Source organism: Hymenobacter segetis, assembly GCF_038448715.1.
Taxonomy (GTDB): domain Bacteria; phylum Bacteroidota; class Bacteroidia; order Cytophagales; family Hymenobacteraceae; genus Hymenobacter; species Hymenobacter segetis.
In genome coordinates, this window is record NZ_JBCEVZ010000063.1 from 1 (window position 1) to 18,882 (window position 18,882).

Below are 18,882 nucleotides of genomic sequence, written 5' to 3' on the forward strand. Positions count from 1 at the left end.
TCATCATCCGGGGCGGCGCGCCGAACGAAAACGTGTACTACCTCGATGGCATTGAGGTGCCCGTCATCAACCACTTTCCCACCCAAGGCAGCGCGGGCGGGCCGGCCGGCATTCTCAACGTCAGCTTTATTGAGGACGTGACGTTGAGCAGCTCGGCCTTTCAGGCGCGGTACGACAATGCGCTGAGCTCGGTGCTGCAGTTCCGGCAGCGCGAGGGCAACGCCGAGCGCATTCAGGGCAACCTGCGCACCTCGGGCACCGAGGTGGCGGCCACGCTGGAAGGGCCGCTCACGAAAAATACCACGTTTCTGGCCTCGGCCCGGCGCAGCTATTTGCAGGTGCTGTTTAAGCTGATTGACTTGCCCATCCGGCCCGATTTCTACGACTTTCAGTTCAAGACCACGACCAAGATATCGCCCAAAACCACGCTCACCACGCTGGGACTGGGCGCGATTGACCACTTCGAAATCGTGCCGCCCAAGAAAAGCTCGCCGAGCAAGGAATTCATCCTGCGCAACAACCCCACCATCAACCAGTGGAACTACACCGTGGGCCTGAACCTGCGCCGCCTGGTTGAAAACGGCTACCTGAACCTGGCCCTGAGCCGCACCCAGCAGTACGCCGCCGCCGACCAGTTCCAGTACGGCTACACCGGCCAGGAGGCCTACCGCAAGCTGGGCGCCCGCACCCACGAAACCGAAAACAAGCTGCGCGCCGACGTGAACAAGCGCCTCGGCCGCTGGCAGTACAGCTACGGCGTGGTGGGCCAGCTGGTGCACTACGATAACAACCTGACCAACCGCATCCGGGCCGAGGTGCGCGAGGCCGGCGCGCTTGTGAGCCCGGCCGTCACGGTGCGCTTCGTGACCGATTTGGACTTCGTGCGCTACGGCGCGTTTGCCCAGGCCACCCGCACGTTTGGGGCCGATAGCCGCCTCACCGTCTCGGCCGGCCTGCGCACCGACGGCACCAGCGCCCTCACCGAAGGCTACCGGCTTGACCGCACCCTCTCGCCCCGCGGCTCGGTGTCGTACGCCCTGCGGCCCACGCTGAACCTGAACGCCAGCATCGGGCGCTACTACAAAATCCCGCCCAGCACGCTGCTGGGCTTCCGCGATGAAGCCGGCAACCGCCCCAACGCTAGCAACCGCTACATCCGGGCCGACCATTACGTGGCGGGCCTCGAGTACCTGCCCGACGCGGCCACCCGCTTCACGCTGGAGGGCTTTTACAAGAAGTACAACAACTACCCGGTGTCCGTCCGCGACGGCATCAGCCTGGCCAATCTGGGCGGCGATTTCAACGCCATTGGCAATGAGGCCGTGACCAGCACCGGCCGCGGCCGCGCCTACGGGGCCGAGGCGTTCTTTCAGCAAAAGCTCAGCGGCAAGCTCTTCGCCATCGTGTCGCTCACGGCCTTCCGCTCCGAGTTCACGGGCCGCGACGGCATTTACAAGCCCACGGCCTGGGATACCCGCTTCCTAGGCTCGGCCCTGCTGGGCTACCAATTGGGCCGGCAGTGGGAGCTGGGTGCCAAGTACCGCGTGGGCGGCGGCGGCCCCTACACGCCCTATGACGAAGCCGCCAGCCGCGCTAGCTACCAGGCCGTGGGCCAGGGCATTCTCGACTATAGCCAACTCAATACCCAGCGCCTCCGCCCCTTCCAGCAGCTCGACCTGCGACTGGACAAGAAAATCAGCCTGCGCCGCCTCAGCTTCGATTTTTACCTCGATGTACAGAATGCCCTGCTCGCCAAGCCCGTTTCGGTTCCCACCTACACCTTCGAGCGCCTGGCCGACAACTCCGGCTACGCCACCACCGACGGCCAGCCCCTGCGCCCGGATGGCCGCAACGCCGTCCCGATTTTATTGCCCGACAGCGACGCGCTGGTAGTGCCCACGGTGGGGTTCATCGTGGAGTTTTAGCCGGGCGGCCATTTCAAGCCGGGTGCCCCCCGGCTTTACCCGCCTCCTCGCAAGGGCGCCGCTTTAGGAGTCCTTCCTTTATCCATCAATTCTGCCCGCCTCAACGATTTATTCCTGCCCCGCCAGGACGCGTTCCATTGGGGGTGGCATGATAGCGGGCTGTCCCGGGAACGTTGCGGCAACCCCGCGCGCGGAGCTGGGGCAAGCCGCGCACCTGCGACCCTACCTGATGATAGATAACGGACGAGTCCGGTCGTAGGCTCCTTTCATCAAACAGACCGCGTTTACCTTCGGACCGTTTCTCTATCCAAAACGGCATCCAACCCCGCGTAATATCCCTATTAACAGTCTTAACAAGAGGAGAAATGAGCGTACTGGGAACGCTGGCCGGTGTACGCGGCCTATCTTGCGGCGGGCGCCCTGTCGAACCGGTATAACGGCCATCGAGCCCGCAACGCCCCGCACGTTTTCTCTCCCCGTCCCTCCCTGCGCAGGAACCCGCCGCACCGCCGTATGCCTTCCCCCATTCCTTTGTTTCTCATGGCTCTGGCCCTCACGCTGGGGCTGACCCAGTGCCAGAGCGAGGGCACCGCAGCGGGCGACGCTTCCCAAACGGCCGCGAGCCCCGCGCCCGGGTACACCGCCGAAGAAGACCAGGTCTACCAGCACGTGTTGCCCCAGTTGCTGCAGCAGGCCTATTGGGAGGACCTGCAGGGACAGTACACCGCCGCGGGAGTTCCATTGGTGCCGCCCCCGCCCCCGTCCGACACCACGCAGGCCCAGCAGTGGACGTACTACCGGGCGTACCTGGCCGCGCACCCGGCGGTGGCCGACGCCCCATTCGTGTTGAATTTGGCACCGACGCTACGCAGCCTGCCCGCGTTTCTGGCCGAGAACGGGGGGCTGTTGCCGGACACCACCCACCCGGCCCACAACCACGCCCTGCGCGCGCTTCAGCGAGGAGCGCCGGCCTTTGCCACACTCCTGGACCGCCCGTACCGTCCCGACATCCCGCCCCCGGTCTGGCAATACGGGCTGTACTGGCGCTACGAACCCTTCCGCGAATACGCCGACCCGCCCGGCAGCGCCGGCCGGCAACGCGGGCTGCAACTCTCGCGGGTCTGCTTCAACGCGGCCCGCGACTCGGGCTTCTTTGTCTACGACGTGGATTACTACCGCTACGCGCTGGGCGGCGTGGGCCTCGTGTGCAAGCGCCAAGGCCGCTGGGCATTGCAGGAACCCAAAACGCGGGTTGTACCAAGGAGCAAACGCGGGAGACAGAAGCGCGGGTGAGCGCAGAAGGCCCACGTCTGCTTGTTGGACCGTGGCTGTTGCAGAGCTCACTATCGGCCTTTCCAAGGTGCTGCCATTGGTTGAACCAGTCCTTGAACCTTACGTTGTAGCCGCTTTTTGCTCGTTCTGCTGTTAAAGGCACGCTGTTTTCGAGCAAATTGCGGGTTCTGCAACAGACACGAGCGTCAATACCAGCCGGTGAACAGCGGCCCGGGCGGGTGGAGGCCAGGAAACGGGTTAGTGCTTGCCCTTGCCGTGCCCCTTGCCTTTGCCGTGCCCCGTGCCCCGCTCCTCGTAGTACACCGGGCCCGCGGGCACCAAGTACACCGCTTGGCCTTTCTTGAGCTTTTTGGGATGGTACGGCTTGGGGGCATGCTCGACCACCACAACTTGGGGCGCGTACGCGGGCTGGCCGATGTTGATGTTTACCTGGGCGTGGGCCGCCGAAGCGCAGGACAGGGTAGCAAAAAGAGCAAGGGCAATGGGGAAAGGGCAATGGGGAAGAGCAGGCGCATGGCGAATGAAAGAAAGTAAAAAAGCGGGGAGCACCACCCGGTGTTCCCGTCGGAGGCGGAACCATAGGCAAGAAATGCGCCACACTGCCCCGCGAGTAGCGTAGCCGTGGAATAAGCGCGGGCCCCAAGTGAGAATTATGGCGCCCGTCCACAAGAACGGTCGGAATAGAATAACGAGCGGAATTCTACCCCCCTGCAGAGGCTCAACGGATTTTCGTACTACCTTCCCCACCCCGCCTGCTTCCTCACCCCGCCTGCTGGCGACCTGTTCCATGACGATAATGCTACCGAAGCCCGTTCGTGGGCGTCAACTCTTGGTCCTTGGCTTGTTGCTATTGCCCCTGGCCTGCTTAGCGTGGACCTGGTCGGCGCTGCCGGCGCAGGTGCCGGTGCACTTCACCCGGGGCGGTGCCGACCAGTACGCGGCTAAGCCGGTGTGCTGGGCCCTGGTCTTGGTGCCGGTGCTGGTCTACGGAACGGCCCGGTGGCTCTCCCCGCCGGCCACCACCCCGGCCCAGGCGGCGAGTCGGCGCTTGCTCACGGGCGGGATGCTGTTCCTCAGCGCGGTGCTCTGCGTCTGGCTCGTGGCGGCGGGCCACGGTGTCCGCTAGCCGTGCCTGTCCTGGACCAAGGGAAGTTCACGCAAAGGGGCGAAAGATAGCCCGTCGAGCTGGCCCAACAGATGCAAGCCGTTCGGGCCGTGGTAGCGCAAGCCGCTGCCCCCGTCACGGCCGCTCAGGTTGCGGCCCGGTTCCGGCGCACCCGCGCTACTCAGGTGCAACCGCTGCTGGCCACCCCTACGGCCCTCTCCCTACTTCGCCACCTGGAGCCGGAAGATGCTTGCGCGGCCTAGTTTTCAACACTTACCAACCACACCTTTTTCCTATGGCAGTTTTTGGAGCAGGTTCCACATGGTATGGAACAGGGGCCGGGGCTACTTTGCCCACCGCCTAGCCTACCCTAGCCAGCGGCTTTGTTATGATTCCCAACTGATGCCAGCGAGTCTCAAGCCCCTCATTGCGCCACTCGCGCTAGACCGCAAGCTAGCAGATGCCCATATGGCCCGACACAAAAAGGGACGCAAAACGCACTACCGGGGCAAGCCTACCCGTTGGTATGCCCGCCTGCAGGCTCTAGAGGCGAAGGCAGACCGCGCCGCATTTGTCGGGCTGGCCCACACCGCGAGCGGCCGGTTTAACCCGCTGACCTGAGCGAGGCCAGAAAATTTGTCCCGCAAGCCTGAAAAAAATATTGCTTTTCGCGAGCCCTAGAGAGGCAGATTGGAATTTTTGTCCCGCAAGCCGTCCCGCAACAAAGGAATGAGGTCTGCAAACAGCTAATAATCAGCTGCTTACAGACCTCATTTGTGGGCCCAACTGGAATCGAACCAGTGACCTGCTGATTATGAGTCAGCTGCTCTAACCGATTGAGCTATAGGCCCGGTGCTGGAGGCAGTCATCTTTCACCTCAACCCTGCCGTTGCCGGCCCTCCAACGGTGCAAAAGTACGACCTTCGCGGATGGAAAAACAAGCCAGCCCATGCTTCCTCACTTATTGTTCGATTTTGGCGGTGTCATCATTGATATTGATTACGACGCCACCCCTACGGCCCTGCGCCGGCTGAGCCGCGCCGGCAGCACCATTCCCTTTTCGCAGGCCAGCCAGGCCGAGCTGTTCGACCGCTTCGAAACTGGCCACCTCTCCCCCGCCGAGTTTCGGGCCGGACTGCGTGCCGCCTACGACCTCGACGCCACCGATGCCGAGCTGGATGCCGCCTGGCACGCCATGCTGCTCGACGTGCCCGCCGAGCGCCTCGCCCTCATCGGCGAGCTACGCCGGCAGGGCCACCAAACGGCGCTGCTCAGCAATACTAACACGCTGCACATCGCCGAAATCAACCAGCGCCTCGCCGCGAAATACGGCTTCAAAAACGGCATTGCCGACGTGCTTGACCGCGTGTTTTACTCCCAGGAAGTGGGCCTGCGCAAGCCGGGCGAGGAAATATTCCACCACGCGCTGCGCGAAATGAACTGGCGGCCCGAAGACGTGTTGTTCATCGAAGACAGCCCGCAGCACATTGCCACGGCCCGCCGTCTGGGGTTGCGGGTGCTGCACCTGGCCCCGCCGCTCACCCTCACCACCGCCCTGCCCGAAGCCCTCCGTGCCTTTCCCCGAGAATACCCCGTTGCCCATTCCTGAACCTGATTTCGCGGGCTTTCCTGCTGATGTGGCGGCCCCGGTGGCCACCGATGCGCCCGGCCGCCTGGCCCGGGCGCGGGCACTGTTCCGGAGGTTCGAGCGCCCGGAGCCGTCGCCAGGGCGCACGGCGGCGCTGCATATCGGGCTGTTTCTGATAACGCTCATCACCACCACGCTGGCCGGTATTCAGCTCACGCGCGGTGCGGTCGATTTTTTGCCGCTGGATGTGTTTCAGTTGAGGGGGCCAGCCTTGTGGGCGGAGGTGCAGCGCGGGCTGTGGTTTGCGCTGCCGTTTCTGGGCGTGCTCACGGTGCACGAGTTCGGGCATTATTTCACGGCGCGCCGCAACCGAGTGCGCACGTCGCTGCCCTACTACATTCCGTTTCCGATGGGGCTGGGCACGTTCGGGGCCATTATCCGCATTCGGGAGCGGATTTTTTCGCGGCGCGAGTTTTTCGATATCGGGCTGGCCGGGCCGCTGGCAGGTTTCCTGGTGGCGGTACCGCTGCTGATTTACGGCTTCACGCACCTGCCGCCACTGGCGTATCTGTACGCCATTCACCCAGACTATGCCCAATATGGAGCTGATTATGCGCAGCATGTGTACGGCGCGAAGGAGCTGGCCAACGGCATCACCCTGGCCCGCCCGCTGCTCTACCAATTCCTGGAACACACCTTCGCCGACCCCGCCCGCCTGCCCCACCCGCTGGAGCTGATGCACTACCCCGTGCTGCTGGCCGGCTCGCTCAGCCTGTTTTTCACGGCCCTCAACCTGCTGCCTATGGGCCAGCTCGACGGCGGCCATATCCTGTACGGGCTGCTGGGGCCGCGGCGCTTCAACCGCATGGTGCCGGTGCTGTTCACAGGCTTCATTTTCTACGCCGGGCTGGGCCTGTTTTCGCTGCACGACGACTGGCAAACCTGGCTCTATGGCGGGCCGGTGTACGCGGGGTATCTGGCGCTGATATTCTGGCGGGTGCTGCCCCGGCCGCGCCAGGGACTGCTGCTGGCGGCGGGCATCTGGGCGGCGCAGCTGGCAGGGGCCGCGCTGCTGCCGGGCGTGGTGGGCAATCCCGGCTGGCTGGTGTTCGGGCTACTGCTGGGGCGCTTCACGGGCATCTACCACCCGCCGGCTCCCGATGAGCGCACCCTTAGCCCCGGCCGCCAGCTGCTGGGCTGGCTGATGGTGGTTATTTTTGTTCTTTGCTTTACGCCGAGTCCGTTTGGGTAATTCTCATTCCTGATTTAGTGGCCGTCATGCTCTTTCCAAGGTTCTCCCTTCTACCCGCTTCCCATTTCCCCTGAATGATTTTTAGCCAAAAACAGCTTTTTCTGGGCACTACGCACATTGAATTGCGGGCCGAAAGCCTCTACGTGTGCAAGCGCAACCCCCAGGGCGTGCCCACGCTCGAAACCGAGGTGCCCTACGAAGAAATCCTGCCCATCAAATCCGGCGAGCACCGCCACATTCCCACCAACCAGCTGCTGCTCACCGGGCTGCTGCTCGTGTTTCTGGGTTACGGCCCCTGGCGCGAGTGGCTGACCACCGGCCATACCGATATTGCTCTGTACTCGTGGTGGCTGATTTTTGGGCTGAATGCGCTGGCCAGCTGGCTGCGCTTCGAGCAGCAGTGGTGCACGTTCCGGCTGCGCACGGCGCATCTGGCCGTCACGCTGGCTGGCCGGCCTTGGCAGCGCAAGCAGTTTCGGGCGCTGGTGGCGGAGCTGGAGCGCCGCACCAAAACCTACCTGCGCGACGAGTACGGCCAGGTGAACCCGCTGGGCTTCATCGAGCCGCAGCTGCGCCGCGTGGCCTGGCTGCACGAGCTGGAAGTCCTGAGCGCCCCCGAAGCCCAGGCCCTGAGCACGCGCCTCACCGGCCGGCGCGGGGCCGCTACGCTCCGTAGCATGGGCCAGGAGCTGGAATCGCCTTACCTGAACTAGCCGGCCGACTGCCGCTTTTTTCCGTTCGCCATGCCGCTCCCTGCCCCTGCTGCCGCGCTGGTGAGCATCATCATCCCCACTTATAACGAGGCGGAAGGCATCGCGGCGCTGCTGCACCACTTGCGCCGGGCGGGCACGGCTACTGATGCGGGTGTGGAAATCATCGTGGCCGACAGCCCCGGCACCGATGCCACGGCCGCGCTGGCCCGCCAGGCCGGAGCCCGCGTGGTGGCCTGCCCGCGCAAGGGCCGCGCCGCCCAGCTCAACCACGGGGCGCGGCACGCCACGGGCAGCATCCTGTATTTTCTGCACGCCGATTCATTGCCGCCGGTGGGCTTTCTGAATGATATCCGGCGGGCGGTGGCGGCGGGGTATGGCTGCGGCTGCTTCCGACTGGCGTTCGATATGCCGCACTGGTTTTTGCGGGCGCACGCCTGGTTCACGCGCTTCGATGTAGCGTTGGCCCGCTTTGGTGACCAGAGCCTGTTTGTGCAGCGGAGCATTTTTGAGCAAGCCGGCGGCTACCGCGAGGACCTGCTCGTGCTGGAAGACCAGGAAATTGCGCGGCGGCTCAAGCGGCTTACGCGGCTTCGGGTGCTGCCCGGCATCATCATTACCTCGGCCCGCAAGTATCGTGAGAATGGCGTTTTCCGGCTTCAGGCCACTTTTTACCTGCTCACGGGGCTGTACTATCTGGGCGTGAGCCAGCCTACTTTGCTGCGGGTGTACCGGGCCATCATCCGGCAGGACAAGCTGTAGCGCCGACGCGGGAACCGGCCACAACAGGCAACGGTTGGCAGCGAGGAGCCGAGTACCTCACAAACCGGCCAGCGCGGACCGGCACGCGACGGGCGCAATCCAGCGCTGCCACCCCGTCGTTTATCCAGCCGGGCGATAGCCTGAATCGTGAGCCGTTGGCCTATCTTTGCCCTTATAGCTTCCCGCTTTATGCACCGCATTCTGGCTTTTTTCCTCGTCACGCTCATGCTGCTCCAGACTTTGGGGCAGGAGGTGCTGGTCGTGGATTATCAGCTGAATAAGGCCCGCATCACGGAGCTATACTGCGTGAACAAGGCCAAGCCGATGCTGCATTGCAACGGCAAATGCCACCTGGCCAAGCAGCTGCGCAAAGCCGAGGGCGGCGACAAAAAAGCCCCCGAAATGCTGGCCAAGGTGAAGTACGAGGTGCTGCCCCTGGCCACCTTGCGGCTGCCCCAGCCCCGGCGCTGGCCAGCCGCCGCCCGGCCCTACGCCCGCCCACAAATGCCGCGCTACGCGGCTGTGCCCGGCCGGGGCGTGTTCCGCCCACCCCTCTTATCTGCCTGATTGTGGCTTAGGGCTTTCTGCATGGCAGGAGGCCGGCCAATTTGCGGGCTCTGCCGGACTTTCGGCGAGCCAGCTGCGCGTGTACGCGCTGTTTTTCAATCAGTTGTTGATATCCCCCTCCCCCCGCTTTTCCGATGAAACGCTTTTCTATTTCCGCCCTTTCCTATACGTTCGCCCTCGCAATGCTTGCCCTGACGGGCTGCAAGAAGGACGTGGAGGCAACCAGCCCAACCGGCACCGTAGCCCTCGAATTTGAGCAGACAGTGGGGGCCGACGGGCTGGTACTGGACACCAAAACCTACACCACTCCGGCCGGCGACCAGTTCAGAATCGGCATTTTCCGACAGTACATCTCCAACATCGTCTTCACCAAAACCGACGGCTCGACTTATGCCGTGCCCGAGAGCTACTACCTCCTCGACGCGGCCAAGCCCGCCAACCAGCACCTCGCGCTCAGCGGCGTGCCAGTAGGCGACTACAAAGGCCTCACCTTCACCATTGGGGTCGATAGCGCACGCAACGTTTCGGGCGCGCAAAAAGGGGCGCTCGACCCCAGCAACAACATGTTCTGGTCCTGGGACTCGGGCTACATCTTCACGAAACTCGAAGGTTACTCGCCGCAGTCCACCACGTCAGCCATCACCTACCACATCGCCGGCTTTAAAAAGCCCAACAACACCATTCGGACGGTTTCACCGGCTTTCCCGAGCGGCACGACGCTATTGGTACGCGCCGACCATAACCCCGAAATCCACCTCAACATGGACGTGATGGCCATGTTTGTAGGAAAGCCCGGTGTCGCCGGAACCGGCGATATTCGTTTTAACACGATGCCTGACGTGCAATCGGCGGGCGCCAACGCCGTGCGATTGGCCAATAACTACGCGGCCGGCATGTTCTCCATCGAGCACATTCACGCCAACTAAACGGCCATGAAACCCCTTGTTGCTGCCTCGCTGGCCTGCGGGCTGGCGGGGCTGCTCCTGGCGGGCTGCGGCCTCGGCGATGTGGTGGTGCCAGATGCCTCGGTGCCCGGCACCACCCTCCCGGCCAATTTCCCCGCCCCCGTGTATGCCCTCGATGCCAACCCGCCCACGCCGGCGGCGTTTGCGCTGGGCCGTAGCTTGTTCTACGATGCGCGGCTCTCGCGCGACGGCTCGGTGTCGTGCGGCAGCTGCCATCAGCAGTTCGTGGCCTTCGCCAACGCCGACCACCGCTTGAGCCACGGCGTGGACAACCGCCTGGGCACGCGCAACGCCCCGGCCCTGCAAAACCTGCGCTGGAAGCCGGATTTTTTCTGGGATGGCGGGCCTAAAAACCTCGAAACCCTGCCCCTGGCCCCGCTCACCAATCCACTGGAAATGGACGAGACGCTGCCCCACGTCCTGGCCAAGCTCAACGCTGACGCTGACTATCCGCGCCGTTTCGCGGCCGTGTACGGGCCGGGCCCCATCGATTCCTACCAGTTTCTGCGGGCGCTGGCGCAGTTCACGGCCTCGCTCACCTCGGCCAATTCGCGCTATGATAAGGTGGTGCGGGGCGAAGGCAACGCCGTGCTCGCGGCCGACGAAATGCGCGGCCGGACGCTGGTGGCACAGAAATGCGCCAGCTGCCACGCCACCGATTTATTCACCGACGAGTCGTTCCGCAACAACGGGCTGAGCCAGTCCTTCGGGGCCGATTCGGGGCGGGCCCACATCACCGGCCGGGCCACCGACGTGGGCCGCTTCAAAGTACCGAGCCTGCGCAATGTGGCCCTCACGGCTCCTTACATGCACGACGGCCGCTTTGGCACGCTGGCGCAGGTGCTGGCGCACTACGACCACGGCGTATTGGCTTCGCCTACCCTCGATGCGGCGCTGCGCCCGGCGGGCGGGCCGCTGGGCATTCCCCTCACATCCACCGAACAAGCCGACATCATCGCCTTCCTGCAAACGCTCACCGACGACTCGTTTATCCACGATTCGCGGCTGGCTATGCAGCCTTAGGCATCAGCATTTACTTTGATGAACATTCAGAAATTTATTCTCATAGCACTGATGATGAGCGGGCTGGCGCTGCCTGGCCGAGCCTGCGACATCTGCGGCTGCTTCATGGGCATCACGCCCTACGACAACCAGAGCAGTTTCAGCCTGATGCACCGCTACCGCATCTTCAACGGCTACCAGGCGCTGGGGCAGTCGGCGCAGTTTTTCCCGACCGGGGCACGGCCGTTTTTCCCCTCGCCACTCAACGGCGACAACGGCTACGCGCACTCCCACCACGGCGACCCGACGGATTTTGAGGCTTTCCGCGTGATTGAGTTGCGGGGCAAATACTTCCTCTCGCAGCGCGTGGAGCTAAACGCCTTCGTGCCCTACGTGATGAATACCTCGCAGATAAACGGCCGGCAGCTGAACTCGGCCGGCGTGGGCGACGTAACGGTTTTTGCCGGCTACCACCTCATTAGGGCCATCGAAACGGCGGGCGTGCAAAGCCGGCTCATCGTGGGTGGCGGCGTGAAATTGCCCACCGGCGAGTACACCCGCCAGAATGCGCAGGGCCAGCGCTACCCGCTGCTGAACCAGGTGGGCACCGGCACCACCGACGGCTTTATCTATGCCAACTACATCGGTGGCTTCCACAGCTTCGGGCTGAGCGTGAACAGCAGCTACCGGCGCTCGACGGAAAACACATTCAGCAACAGCCTGGCGCCCAGCACGGCCATCTACGCCAGCCTGTTTTACCGCGTGCCGCTGGGCGAAAACTGGCAGATTTACCCCTCGTCGCAGTTTTTCTACGAGAAAACCAAGGGCGAAATGCTGGACGGCCACCTCACCGGTGAACACGCCATGAACAACGCCCTGCTCGGGCCGGGGCTGGATTTGTATTACAAAAACGTGTCCTTGAACACCAGCTTTCAGCTGCCCATCTACACCGCTGCTACGGACCACCCGGCCAGCGCCGGCCGGATGGTAGTATCCGTCGGCTACAGCTTCAAGCAGACCAAATATTTGCTCCACGGCAAAAGCTGAACACTGGGAACCCCGGCGCAACTACCACGTAGGAAAGCAGATACAGCCACCTTTTTTCCTTCTGAGCCATGAGCGTTTCCCTGAATTCCGCCGCCGTCACCTTCGCCAAAAAGCTGATTAAGGACGGCAAAATTAAAAACGATTCCGGTCACTGGGGCCAGCACAATCCCGATGCGTCGGACGAAAATGCTTACCTCAAAAAGCACGAGATGGACGAGTACGCCGGCTGGCACCTCGGCCTCGATAAGAGCAAGGGCGAAGACACCAAGGGCCGCTACAAATTTCCCTTCGGCGACTTCAAAACCGTGCACCGCGACGGCCTCATTGCCGCCAAGGAGCGCGCCGCCCAGCAAGGCTACGCCGACATCGAAAAAGCCGCCGATGAGCTGTTGGGGTTGCTGGAGAAGGCTGCTAAGTAGTAGCCAAGGCGTTTTTTTTACAACTCAAGGGGGTTGAGCCAGCGCATGGCAGCTCCTTCGTCTTCAAACAAATTCATGTCGAAGGGCCGGGCGGGGTCCATCACAAAGGCCACGTATTTTCTCTGGTCGGGGTCCGAGGTGTAGGCTTCGGTGAGGGCCGGCGAGTTGAGCACGGCCATGCGCAGGCGGCGAGGTGCCATGCGCGCAGTGGCTTGTGGATAAAACACATGCGTAACCCAATCGCTGAGGTCGGCAGGAATTTTGTCGCGGCGGCGCACATCCAACAGCCAGTCGCTGATGCCGTGCTCTTCGGCGGCGGCCAGCATTTGGGCGTAGTCGGCCTGCACCACTTCAAAGGCTGCGTGACTGTGCCAGCGCACCACCATCACCCGCAAATCGGGGCGGAAGGAAATGCTGCGGGAAGGAAGCTCGATGGGTTGGGCCATGGGCCAAAAGTACGCCGCCCAGCCCGCCGGGCAGTTTTATCATTAAAACAAAAAAGCCCCGACTGCCTGTGCATATGGGGCTTTTTTTTGGGCTACTTCGGCACGAAGCGGTAGAGCACCAGCCCGATGCCGGAGAAAATCAGGCTGGGCACCCAGGCCGCCAGCATGGGCGAAAGCTGCCCCACCTGCGCCAGATTGCGGCTGAACATCACGAAAAAGATGAAAATGAAGGCCAGCACAAACCCCAGCGCAATCTGCCCGCCCACGCCGGCCCGCGCCTTGCGGGCGCTGAGCGTGACGCCAATCAGGGCCAGGATGACGATGGCGAAGGGATAGGCGTAGCGCTCGTATTTGTCGCTTTGGTAGGTTTGGGTGTCGTTGGCCCCGCGTTCGATTTTGGTGCGAATCAGACCGTCGAGCTCGGGCAGGGTGAGGGTTTCGGCCAGATGGTAGTCGCTGCCGAAATCCTTGGGAAAGAGGTTCAGGGTGGTGTCGCGGGCGGGCAGGGTTTGCAGGGTTTCGTCCTGCAAACCGCGAAAGGTGCGCACCACCTGCGGCGATAAATGCCACGCGTGCCGGGCCGAATCCCAGTTGATGGCATCGGCGGTGAGGCGGCGGCGCAGCACGGTGCCGTCCACGGTTTCGAGGGCAAAATGGAAGCCGATGTTGCTGATGTTATCGTAGCTCTCCATGTACACGTAGTGGCGCGGCCCGATTTTGATGTGCACGTTGCGTCCCTCGTAGCGCCAGGGGCTTTTCACGTAGGCGCGCTCGAACTGTACGCGGCGCTTGTTGCCCAGCGGCAGCACCCAGCCCACCACCGCAAACGTGAGCAGACCCAGCAACCCGGCCCCCGCGGCATACGGCACCAACAGCCGCCGGAAGCTGACGCCCGATGCCATGATGGCCACAATTTCGGTGCGCGCCGCCAGCTGCGCCGTCACAAATACCACGGCGATGAACACCGTGATGGGCGAGAGCATATTGGCGAAATACGGGAACACGTACACGTAGTAGCCGAAGATGATTTTGTGGCCGGAGAGCCCGTGGCGCAGGAAATCGTCGTTTTTCTCGGTGTAGTCAATCACGCAAATCACCGATACGAGCAGCACCACGGTGAAAAAAAACGCCGTGAGAAACTTGCGGATGATATAGCGGTCGAGGATACGCACGAGCTTTAAATAAATATTCAATATATAAAATACAAAGACTAATTTGAATCCTACCTTTAGCGGGCTGATTCACCCTGCTTTTCGCCATGCTTCCCTTCCTGCCCTGGTTGCGGGCGCGCCCCTGGGTGCCCGCCGTGCTTGCCCTGCTGGTGCTGCTGCCGGCCCTGCTGCTCAACCTGGGCCTGCTCCCGCTCATCGCCGATGAGCCCATCCGGGCGCTGGTGGCCCTGGAGCTGAAGCTGCACGGCAATTACTTCGTTTCGACGCTCCAGGGCGAGTATTATTTCAACAAGCCGCCGCTATTCAACTGGCTGCTGGTGGGGTTTTTCCAGCTATTCGGCTCCGTTGAGGAATGGGTAATTCGCCTGCCCACGGTGCTGGCGCTGCTGGGCATGGGGGCCAGCCTGTACTACTTCGTGAGCCGCCGCCTGGGCTGGGTGCTGGGTGTGGTGGCCGCGCTGGCCTTCATCACCAGCGGGCGCATGCTGTTCTATGATTCCTTCCTCGGGCTCATTGATACCCTGCACGCCCTGGTCACTTACCTCGGGTTTATGGCGGTGTTTGAACTGGGCGCGCGGCGGCGCTGGGCGGCCCTGTTTGTGGTGAGCTACGCCCTCACGGCGGTGGGCTTTCTGCTGAAGGGGCTGCCGTCGCTGGTATTTCAGGGGGTGGCGCTGGGGGTGTATTTCGTGTTTGTTGACGGCCACTGGCGGCGGCTGTTATCGGGAGCGCACGCCATGGGGCTGGCCGTATTGCTGGGGCTGATAGGTGGCTACTTTGCCGTGTACCGCCATTTTCACCCGCTGCACGACTACCTGGCCACGCTCCTCGACCAGTCAACGCAGCGCACCGTGGCCGCCCACGCCTGGCGGGAGTCGCTGGCCCATCTGGTGAAGTTTCCGTTCGATTTTATCTCTGATTTCCTGCCCTGGACCCTGCTGCTGCTGTGCCTGGCCCGGCCCGGCTGGCGGCAGGTGCTACGCGAGCAGCCCTTCCTGCGCTTCAATGCGCTGCTGTTTGCGGCGCTCACGCCGGTGTTCTGGCTGTCGCCGGGCACTATTCCGCGCTACTTGTTCGTGCTCACGCCGCTGTGCTTCACGGTGGCGGTCTATTTCTACCAGCAGTTTTGGGCCGAGCGTCGCTGGTCCCACCGCCTCCTCGATGCCGTGCTGCTAACGGCCATGGCGCTGGTCAGCCTGAGCCTGGTGGCCGTGCCCTGGATACCCGCGGCCGCCGTGCAGCCCGGCGTGGTCTGGAAATCGGCGCTGGGGGCGCTGGCGCTGGCCGGCTGCACGCTGGCCTACTGGCACCTGCCGGCCCAGCGGCTGGCGTGGCTGGGGCTGTTTTTGCTATGCATGCGCGTCGTCTTCAACTGGTTTGTGCTGCCGGCCCGCCTGCTCACCCGCGATGAGACGCCCTATCGCACGGCGGCCATCCGGGTGGCGGAAATAGCCGGCCACGCCCCGGTGTACAAGCTGGCCGATACCCACGTCGACAACGACGAGGCGTTTTACATCACGCGGGGCACGGGCCACATCGTGTATTCGTCCACGTCGGCGCAGTTGCCCGCCGCTCCCGCCAAAAATGCCTTCTATCTAGCCGAAGACCGGTACCTCATCGGCCGGCGCTACCACCAGTACTATGAGTTCGTCATCGACCGGGGCATTCGGCTGCACTTAGTAAAATTCGACCAGCCGGGCTTATTTTCATCGTCAAACCGCTGTTTAAACCGCCTCCCCGCGCATTGACCTTCCCGCCTCGCCTGCGTGCTACTCTGCTGCTGCTGCTGAAGCTGGGGCTGCTTGCGGCCGCGCTGTGGTTCGTATTTCGCCGCATCAGCCCGCGCCAGATTGGGCAGGTGCTGGCCAGCGTGCAGCCGGGCTGGCTGGGGGTGGCCGTGGGGCTATTCGCGGTTTCGAAGTGGCTGGCGGCCCGCCGCCTCAACTACTTTCAGCGGGCCATTGGGGTTGATTTGACCGAGGCGGTCAACCTGCGCCTTTATTGGCTGGGCATGTTCTACAATCTTTTTTTACCCGGCGGCATCGGCGGCGATGGCTACAAGGTGTTGGTGCTGCGGCGGGCCTACCCTTCCAAAACTGCCGCACTGGTCCGCGCCCTGGTGCTAGACCGCGTGAGCGGCTTGCTGGCGCTGGGGGTGCTGCTGGTAGCACTGGCCTGGGTGGTGCCCCTGCCGCTGCCCGGGCTTTGGATATGGCGCGGGGTGGCGGGCCTGGGGGCAATTGGCATACTCTGGGGTGGAGCGGTGGCTATGGGGCGGTGGTTTGCGCCGTTTGGGCCCACGTACTGGCGCACGCAGGGGATGGCACTGGGGGTGCAGGCGGCCCAGCTGCTGTGCACGCTGGCTTTGCTTGCCGCTACGCACACCGTCTCGCAGCAGCCGGCGTACCTGCTGGTTTTTCTGGCTTCGTCGGTGGCGGCGGCTTTGCCCTTTACGGTAGGCGGAGCCGGGGCGCGCGAGGTGGTGTTTTTGCTCGGGGCACAGTGGCTGGGGCTTAATGCGGCGGTATCGGTCAGCCTCAGTTTGCTCTTTTACCTGCTATCGGCGGCGGTGGCTTTGCCGGGGGCTCTGGTGGGCGAGAATGGATTGCAGGGGGCAGTGGAGCGTAGTTGAAAAACCAGTTTCCACAATCCGGCTTTTCAGATTTCATCGTACCGAATCAAGCTCCCACCCTGCTCCGCCAGAGGCTCGCGCCAGGTACCACCGCGCCAGAATTCGTATTCCGTGCGGCGGGCTAGGTACGAGCCGGGCCGGTCGGCCAGGCCGGGGTGGGTCATAAATTCCACGGTGGGGCCGTGCCGCCGGGCGCGGGCCAGGCCCTGCACAAACAGCGGCAGCGTGGCCGCCTGCGCCGCCGAAAAATCGGCCACCAGCGCATTGGGCGTGGCAAAACCCCGTAGGCCGGCGGTCGAAATTCGCCCAAACACGTTCAGAATGCGGCCGCGCTGTCCGTAGCTGGGCTGGGGCGTCCAGCGCCGCAGCCGCCGCACGCCCAGCTGGCCCAGGATGCGCGTGAGGGCGGGCCCCAGTCCGGGATAGAGGTGCAGGTGCCGGTGCGAATCAGCATGGCTCGGGGGGAGGCCGTGGGCGCGCAGTCGGTCAAGCTGGGCGGTTAGCTCCGTGGTTAGCTCGGTGGGGCGCACCCGGCCGGCCAGGTAGCGCAGCCACAGCTGCTGGGCGGGCCAGAAATGTCCATTCGGCCCCAGAAGGCTGGGCACGGCGGCGGCGGGAGCCACGGGCGGTCCTAAAATCAGGTTTAGGTGGTAGCCTACCGAAACGCGGTCAGAAAACTGGCGCAGGGCGACCAGGTCCATTTCGCTGGCCATATTGGCCATGACGGTGGTGCTACTGAGGCAACCCTGGGCGGCCAGGTCAAGAATGGCGGCCGTGGCAGGTGCATCCCAGCCAAAATCGTCGGCGTTGATGATGAGACGCAGCGCCATTCGTCAGAGCGTTAGGGCCGGCGTGCGTAGCTCGTGCCGCACCACGTAGGGCGCCCGGTTTCGGCGGGCGTAGTAGGCGTGCGTGCCGATTTCGGCCAGCAGGCCGAAACAAATCAAAAAGATGCCGCTCATTATCAGGAATAAACTAAAAATGAACTCCATGGGGAATCGATGGGATATATTAACTCCGAAGAAAATGGAGCTGACCAGCAGGCCGGCGGTAGCCAGCAGGCCCACTGCCAATGTCAATATCCCCAGCACCCCGAACAGCCGGAACGGCTTGCGCGAGTAGCGCAGAAAAAAGCGCAGCATCACCAAATCGACTACCACCACCAGGGCTTTGCCCAGGCCGTAGTGGCTGGTCCCAAACTGCCGCTGATGCACCTCAATCGGGAATTCGCGGTAGCGGATGCCGCGCTGCGCCACCAGGGCCCCCAGGAATCGGTGCGAGTCGCCGAGCAGCTCCACGTTGCGCAGCAGGTAGCGGCGGTAGGCTTTGTAAGTGGCCCCAAAGTATTCGAGCTGCACCCCTGACAACAGGGAAATGACCTTGTGGGCCGTGTTGGCGAGCAGGGAATGGGCGCGGCCGTCGGGGCGCTTGGCTTTGGCCCCGCTCACCATGTCGTAGCCCTCGCGGATGTAGCCCACAAACTGCGGCAGGTAAGCGGGGTCGTGTTGCAGGTCACCATCCATGGCCACCACAATATCGCCCCGGGCCCGCTCGAAGCCGGCGCGCAGGCTGAGTGTCTGGCCGTAGTTACCGGCCAGGTCGATTCCTATTACGGCCGGGTTTTCGGCGGCTAGGGCGCTAATGCGCGCCCAGGTCTGGTCGTCGCTGCCGTCGTTTACTAGCAGTAGCTCGTAGGGCAGCCCGTGGGCGGTCATCACGTCGTCAATCTGCTCGGCCAGGGGGCGCATGCTGTCCTGCTCGTTGTGAACCGGTACCACGATGGACACCAGGTCTTTGATTTCCACGGCTGGGGTCACAACTCGACGGGCCGGGGCGGGAGCAAGAAAATCGGTGAACATGGCTTGGAGCTGTTCAGTAAATTCAATTAGTAAATATATATTTAAATTTATTATTATAAAAACACAACCATACCCTTCCACTAATCCGCCATCTATGCAGGTGCTTAACCCCACAAAAAAGCCCCGACTGCCAATGCA

General features: G+C 63.1%; 20 protein-coding genes and 1 tRNA gene. 15 read left to right on the plus strand and 6 right to left on the minus strand.

Translation table 11 applies throughout. The features are described 5' to 3' along the window. Positions 1-1,925 (plus strand): TonB-dependent receptor plug domain-containing protein (locus tag AAFH49_RS18570; protein ID WP_342300538.1); only part of this gene is annotated, 1,925 nt, incomplete at its 5' end. 513 nt (positions 1,926-2,438) lie between these two features. Continuing rightward, positions 2,439-3,218 (plus strand): hypothetical protein, encoded by a 780-nt coding sequence (locus AAFH49_RS18575; protein WP_342300539.1) that lies wholly within the window; start codon positions 2,439-2,441, stop codon positions 3,216-3,218. Between the two features lie 237 nt (positions 3,219-3,455). Here the strand turns inward: AAFH49_RS18575 and AAFH49_RS18580 are convergent, their stop codons facing one another. Next, positions 3,456-3,605 (minus strand): hypothetical protein, encoded by a 150-nt coding sequence (locus tag AAFH49_RS18580; RefSeq protein WP_342300540.1) that lies wholly within the window; start codon positions 3,603-3,605, stop codon positions 3,456-3,458. 400 nt (positions 3,606-4,005) lie between these two features. On the opposite strand from AAFH49_RS18580, the gene AAFH49_RS18585 reads away from it, so the two are divergent. Continuing rightward, positions 4,006-4,344, plus strand: a complete 339-nt coding sequence (locus tag AAFH49_RS18585; RefSeq protein ID WP_342300542.1) for a DUF1648 domain-containing protein — start codon at positions 4,006-4,008, stop codon at positions 4,342-4,344. A 71-nt stretch (positions 4,345-4,415) separates the two neighbouring features. Then, positions 4,416-4,586, plus strand: a complete 171-nt coding sequence (locus tag AAFH49_RS18590) for a hypothetical protein (RefSeq protein ID WP_342300545.1) — start codon at positions 4,416-4,418, stop codon at positions 4,584-4,586. Between the two features lie 514 nt (positions 4,587-5,100). On the opposite strand, the gene AAFH49_RS18595 is transcribed toward AAFH49_RS18590, so the two are convergent. Continuing rightward, a tRNA-Ile gene (locus tag AAFH49_RS18595) sits at positions 5,101-5,174 on the minus strand. A gap of 98 nt (positions 5,175-5,272) precedes the next feature. On the opposite strand from AAFH49_RS18595, the gene AAFH49_RS18600 reads away from it, so the two are divergent. The 9 genes from AAFH49_RS18600 to AAFH49_RS18640 all read left to right on the plus strand — a co-directional run bounded on the left by AAFH49_RS18600 (position 5,273) and on the right by AAFH49_RS18640 (position 12,635). Then, on the plus strand, positions 5,273-5,932 hold the full coding sequence (locus tag AAFH49_RS18600) for an HAD family hydrolase (protein ID WP_342300546.1): 660 nt from the start codon (positions 5,273-5,275) through the stop codon (positions 5,930-5,932). Further along, the gene (locus AAFH49_RS18605) at positions 5,919-7,163 is read left to right on the plus strand and encodes a site-2 protease family protein (protein WP_342300547.1); all 1,245 of its coding nucleotides are present in this window, start codon (positions 5,919-5,921) and stop codon (positions 7,161-7,163) included. Before AAFH49_RS18600 ends, AAFH49_RS18605 begins: the two co-directional genes overlap by 14 nt. A 74-nt stretch (positions 7,164-7,237) precedes the next feature. Beyond that, a complete protein-coding gene (locus AAFH49_RS18610) occupies positions 7,238-7,876 on the plus strand; it encodes a hypothetical protein (RefSeq protein WP_342300548.1) in 639 nt (212 codons plus the stop codon). Positions 7,877-7,906: 30 nt separating this feature from the next. After that, positions 7,907-8,635, plus strand: coding sequence for a TIGR04283 family arsenosugar biosynthesis glycosyltransferase (locus AAFH49_RS18615; RefSeq protein ID WP_342300550.1), 729 nt, complete (start codon positions 7,907-7,909; stop codon positions 8,633-8,635). Between the two features lie 189 nt (positions 8,636-8,824). After that, positions 8,825-9,202: a hypothetical protein gene (locus AAFH49_RS18620; protein ID WP_342300551.1), complete on the plus strand. Its 378-nt coding sequence runs from the start codon at positions 8,825-8,827 to the stop codon at positions 9,200-9,202. Between the two features lie 134 nt (positions 9,203-9,336). Beyond that, complete coding sequence (locus tag AAFH49_RS18625; protein ID WP_342300553.1) at positions 9,337-10,128, plus strand: MbnP family protein; 792 nt, start codon at positions 9,337-9,339, stop codon at positions 10,126-10,128. Positions 10,129-10,134: 6 nt separating this feature from the next. Further along, entirely contained in the window at positions 10,135-11,190 is a 1,056-nt protein-coding gene (locus tag AAFH49_RS18630; RefSeq protein WP_342300556.1) for a cytochrome-c peroxidase, read from the plus strand. Positions 11,191-11,208: 18 nt separating this feature from the next. After that, positions 11,209-12,216 (plus strand): hypothetical protein, encoded by a 1,008-nt coding sequence (locus AAFH49_RS18635; protein WP_342300558.1) that lies wholly within the window; start codon positions 11,209-11,211, stop codon positions 12,214-12,216. Between the two features lie 68 nt (positions 12,217-12,284). Continuing rightward, positions 12,285-12,635: a hypothetical protein gene (locus tag AAFH49_RS18640; protein WP_342300560.1), complete on the plus strand. Its 351-nt coding sequence runs from the start codon at positions 12,285-12,287 to the stop codon at positions 12,633-12,635. A gap of 17 nt (positions 12,636-12,652) precedes the next feature. Here AAFH49_RS18640 and AAFH49_RS18645 read toward each other — a convergent pair whose 3' ends face one another. Together AAFH49_RS18645 and AAFH49_RS18650 are read right to left on the minus strand one after the other, a co-directional pair. Then, positions 12,653-13,081 carry a hypothetical protein gene (locus AAFH49_RS18645; protein WP_342300562.1) on the minus strand — a complete coding sequence of 143 codons (429 nt, stop codon included), beginning with the start codon at positions 13,079-13,081 and terminating at the stop codon, positions 12,653-12,655. A 92-nt stretch (positions 13,082-13,173) separates the two neighbouring features. Further along, positions 13,174-14,253, minus strand: coding sequence for an LptF/LptG family permease (locus AAFH49_RS18650; protein ID WP_342300564.1), 1,080 nt, complete (start codon positions 14,251-14,253; stop codon positions 13,174-13,176). Between the two features lie 86 nt (positions 14,254-14,339). On the opposite strand from AAFH49_RS18650, the gene AAFH49_RS18655 reads away from it, so the two are divergent. After that, the gene (locus tag AAFH49_RS18655) at positions 14,340-16,001 is read left to right on the plus strand and encodes an ArnT family glycosyltransferase (protein ID WP_342300565.1); all 1,662 of its coding nucleotides are present in this window, start codon (positions 14,340-14,342) and stop codon (positions 15,999-16,001) included. Beyond that, on the plus strand, positions 15,998-16,885 hold the full coding sequence (locus AAFH49_RS18660) for a lysylphosphatidylglycerol synthase transmembrane domain-containing protein (protein WP_342300567.1): 888 nt from the start codon (positions 15,998-16,000) through the stop codon (positions 16,883-16,885). The genes AAFH49_RS18655 and AAFH49_RS18660 overlap by 4 nt, the downstream gene beginning before the upstream one ends. A gap of 26 nt (positions 16,886-16,911) precedes the next feature. Here AAFH49_RS18660 and AAFH49_RS18665 read toward each other — a convergent pair whose 3' ends face one another. Beyond that, positions 16,912-17,715, minus strand: coding sequence for a carbohydrate deacetylase (locus tag AAFH49_RS18665; RefSeq protein WP_342300568.1), 804 nt, complete (start codon positions 17,713-17,715; stop codon positions 16,912-16,914). Between the two features lie 3 nt (positions 17,716-17,718). Next, a complete protein-coding gene (locus AAFH49_RS18670; RefSeq protein WP_342300570.1) occupies positions 17,719-18,744 on the minus strand; it encodes a glycosyltransferase family 2 protein in 1,026 nt (341 codons plus the stop codon). Between the last annotated feature and the right edge of the window lie 138 nt (positions 18,745-18,882).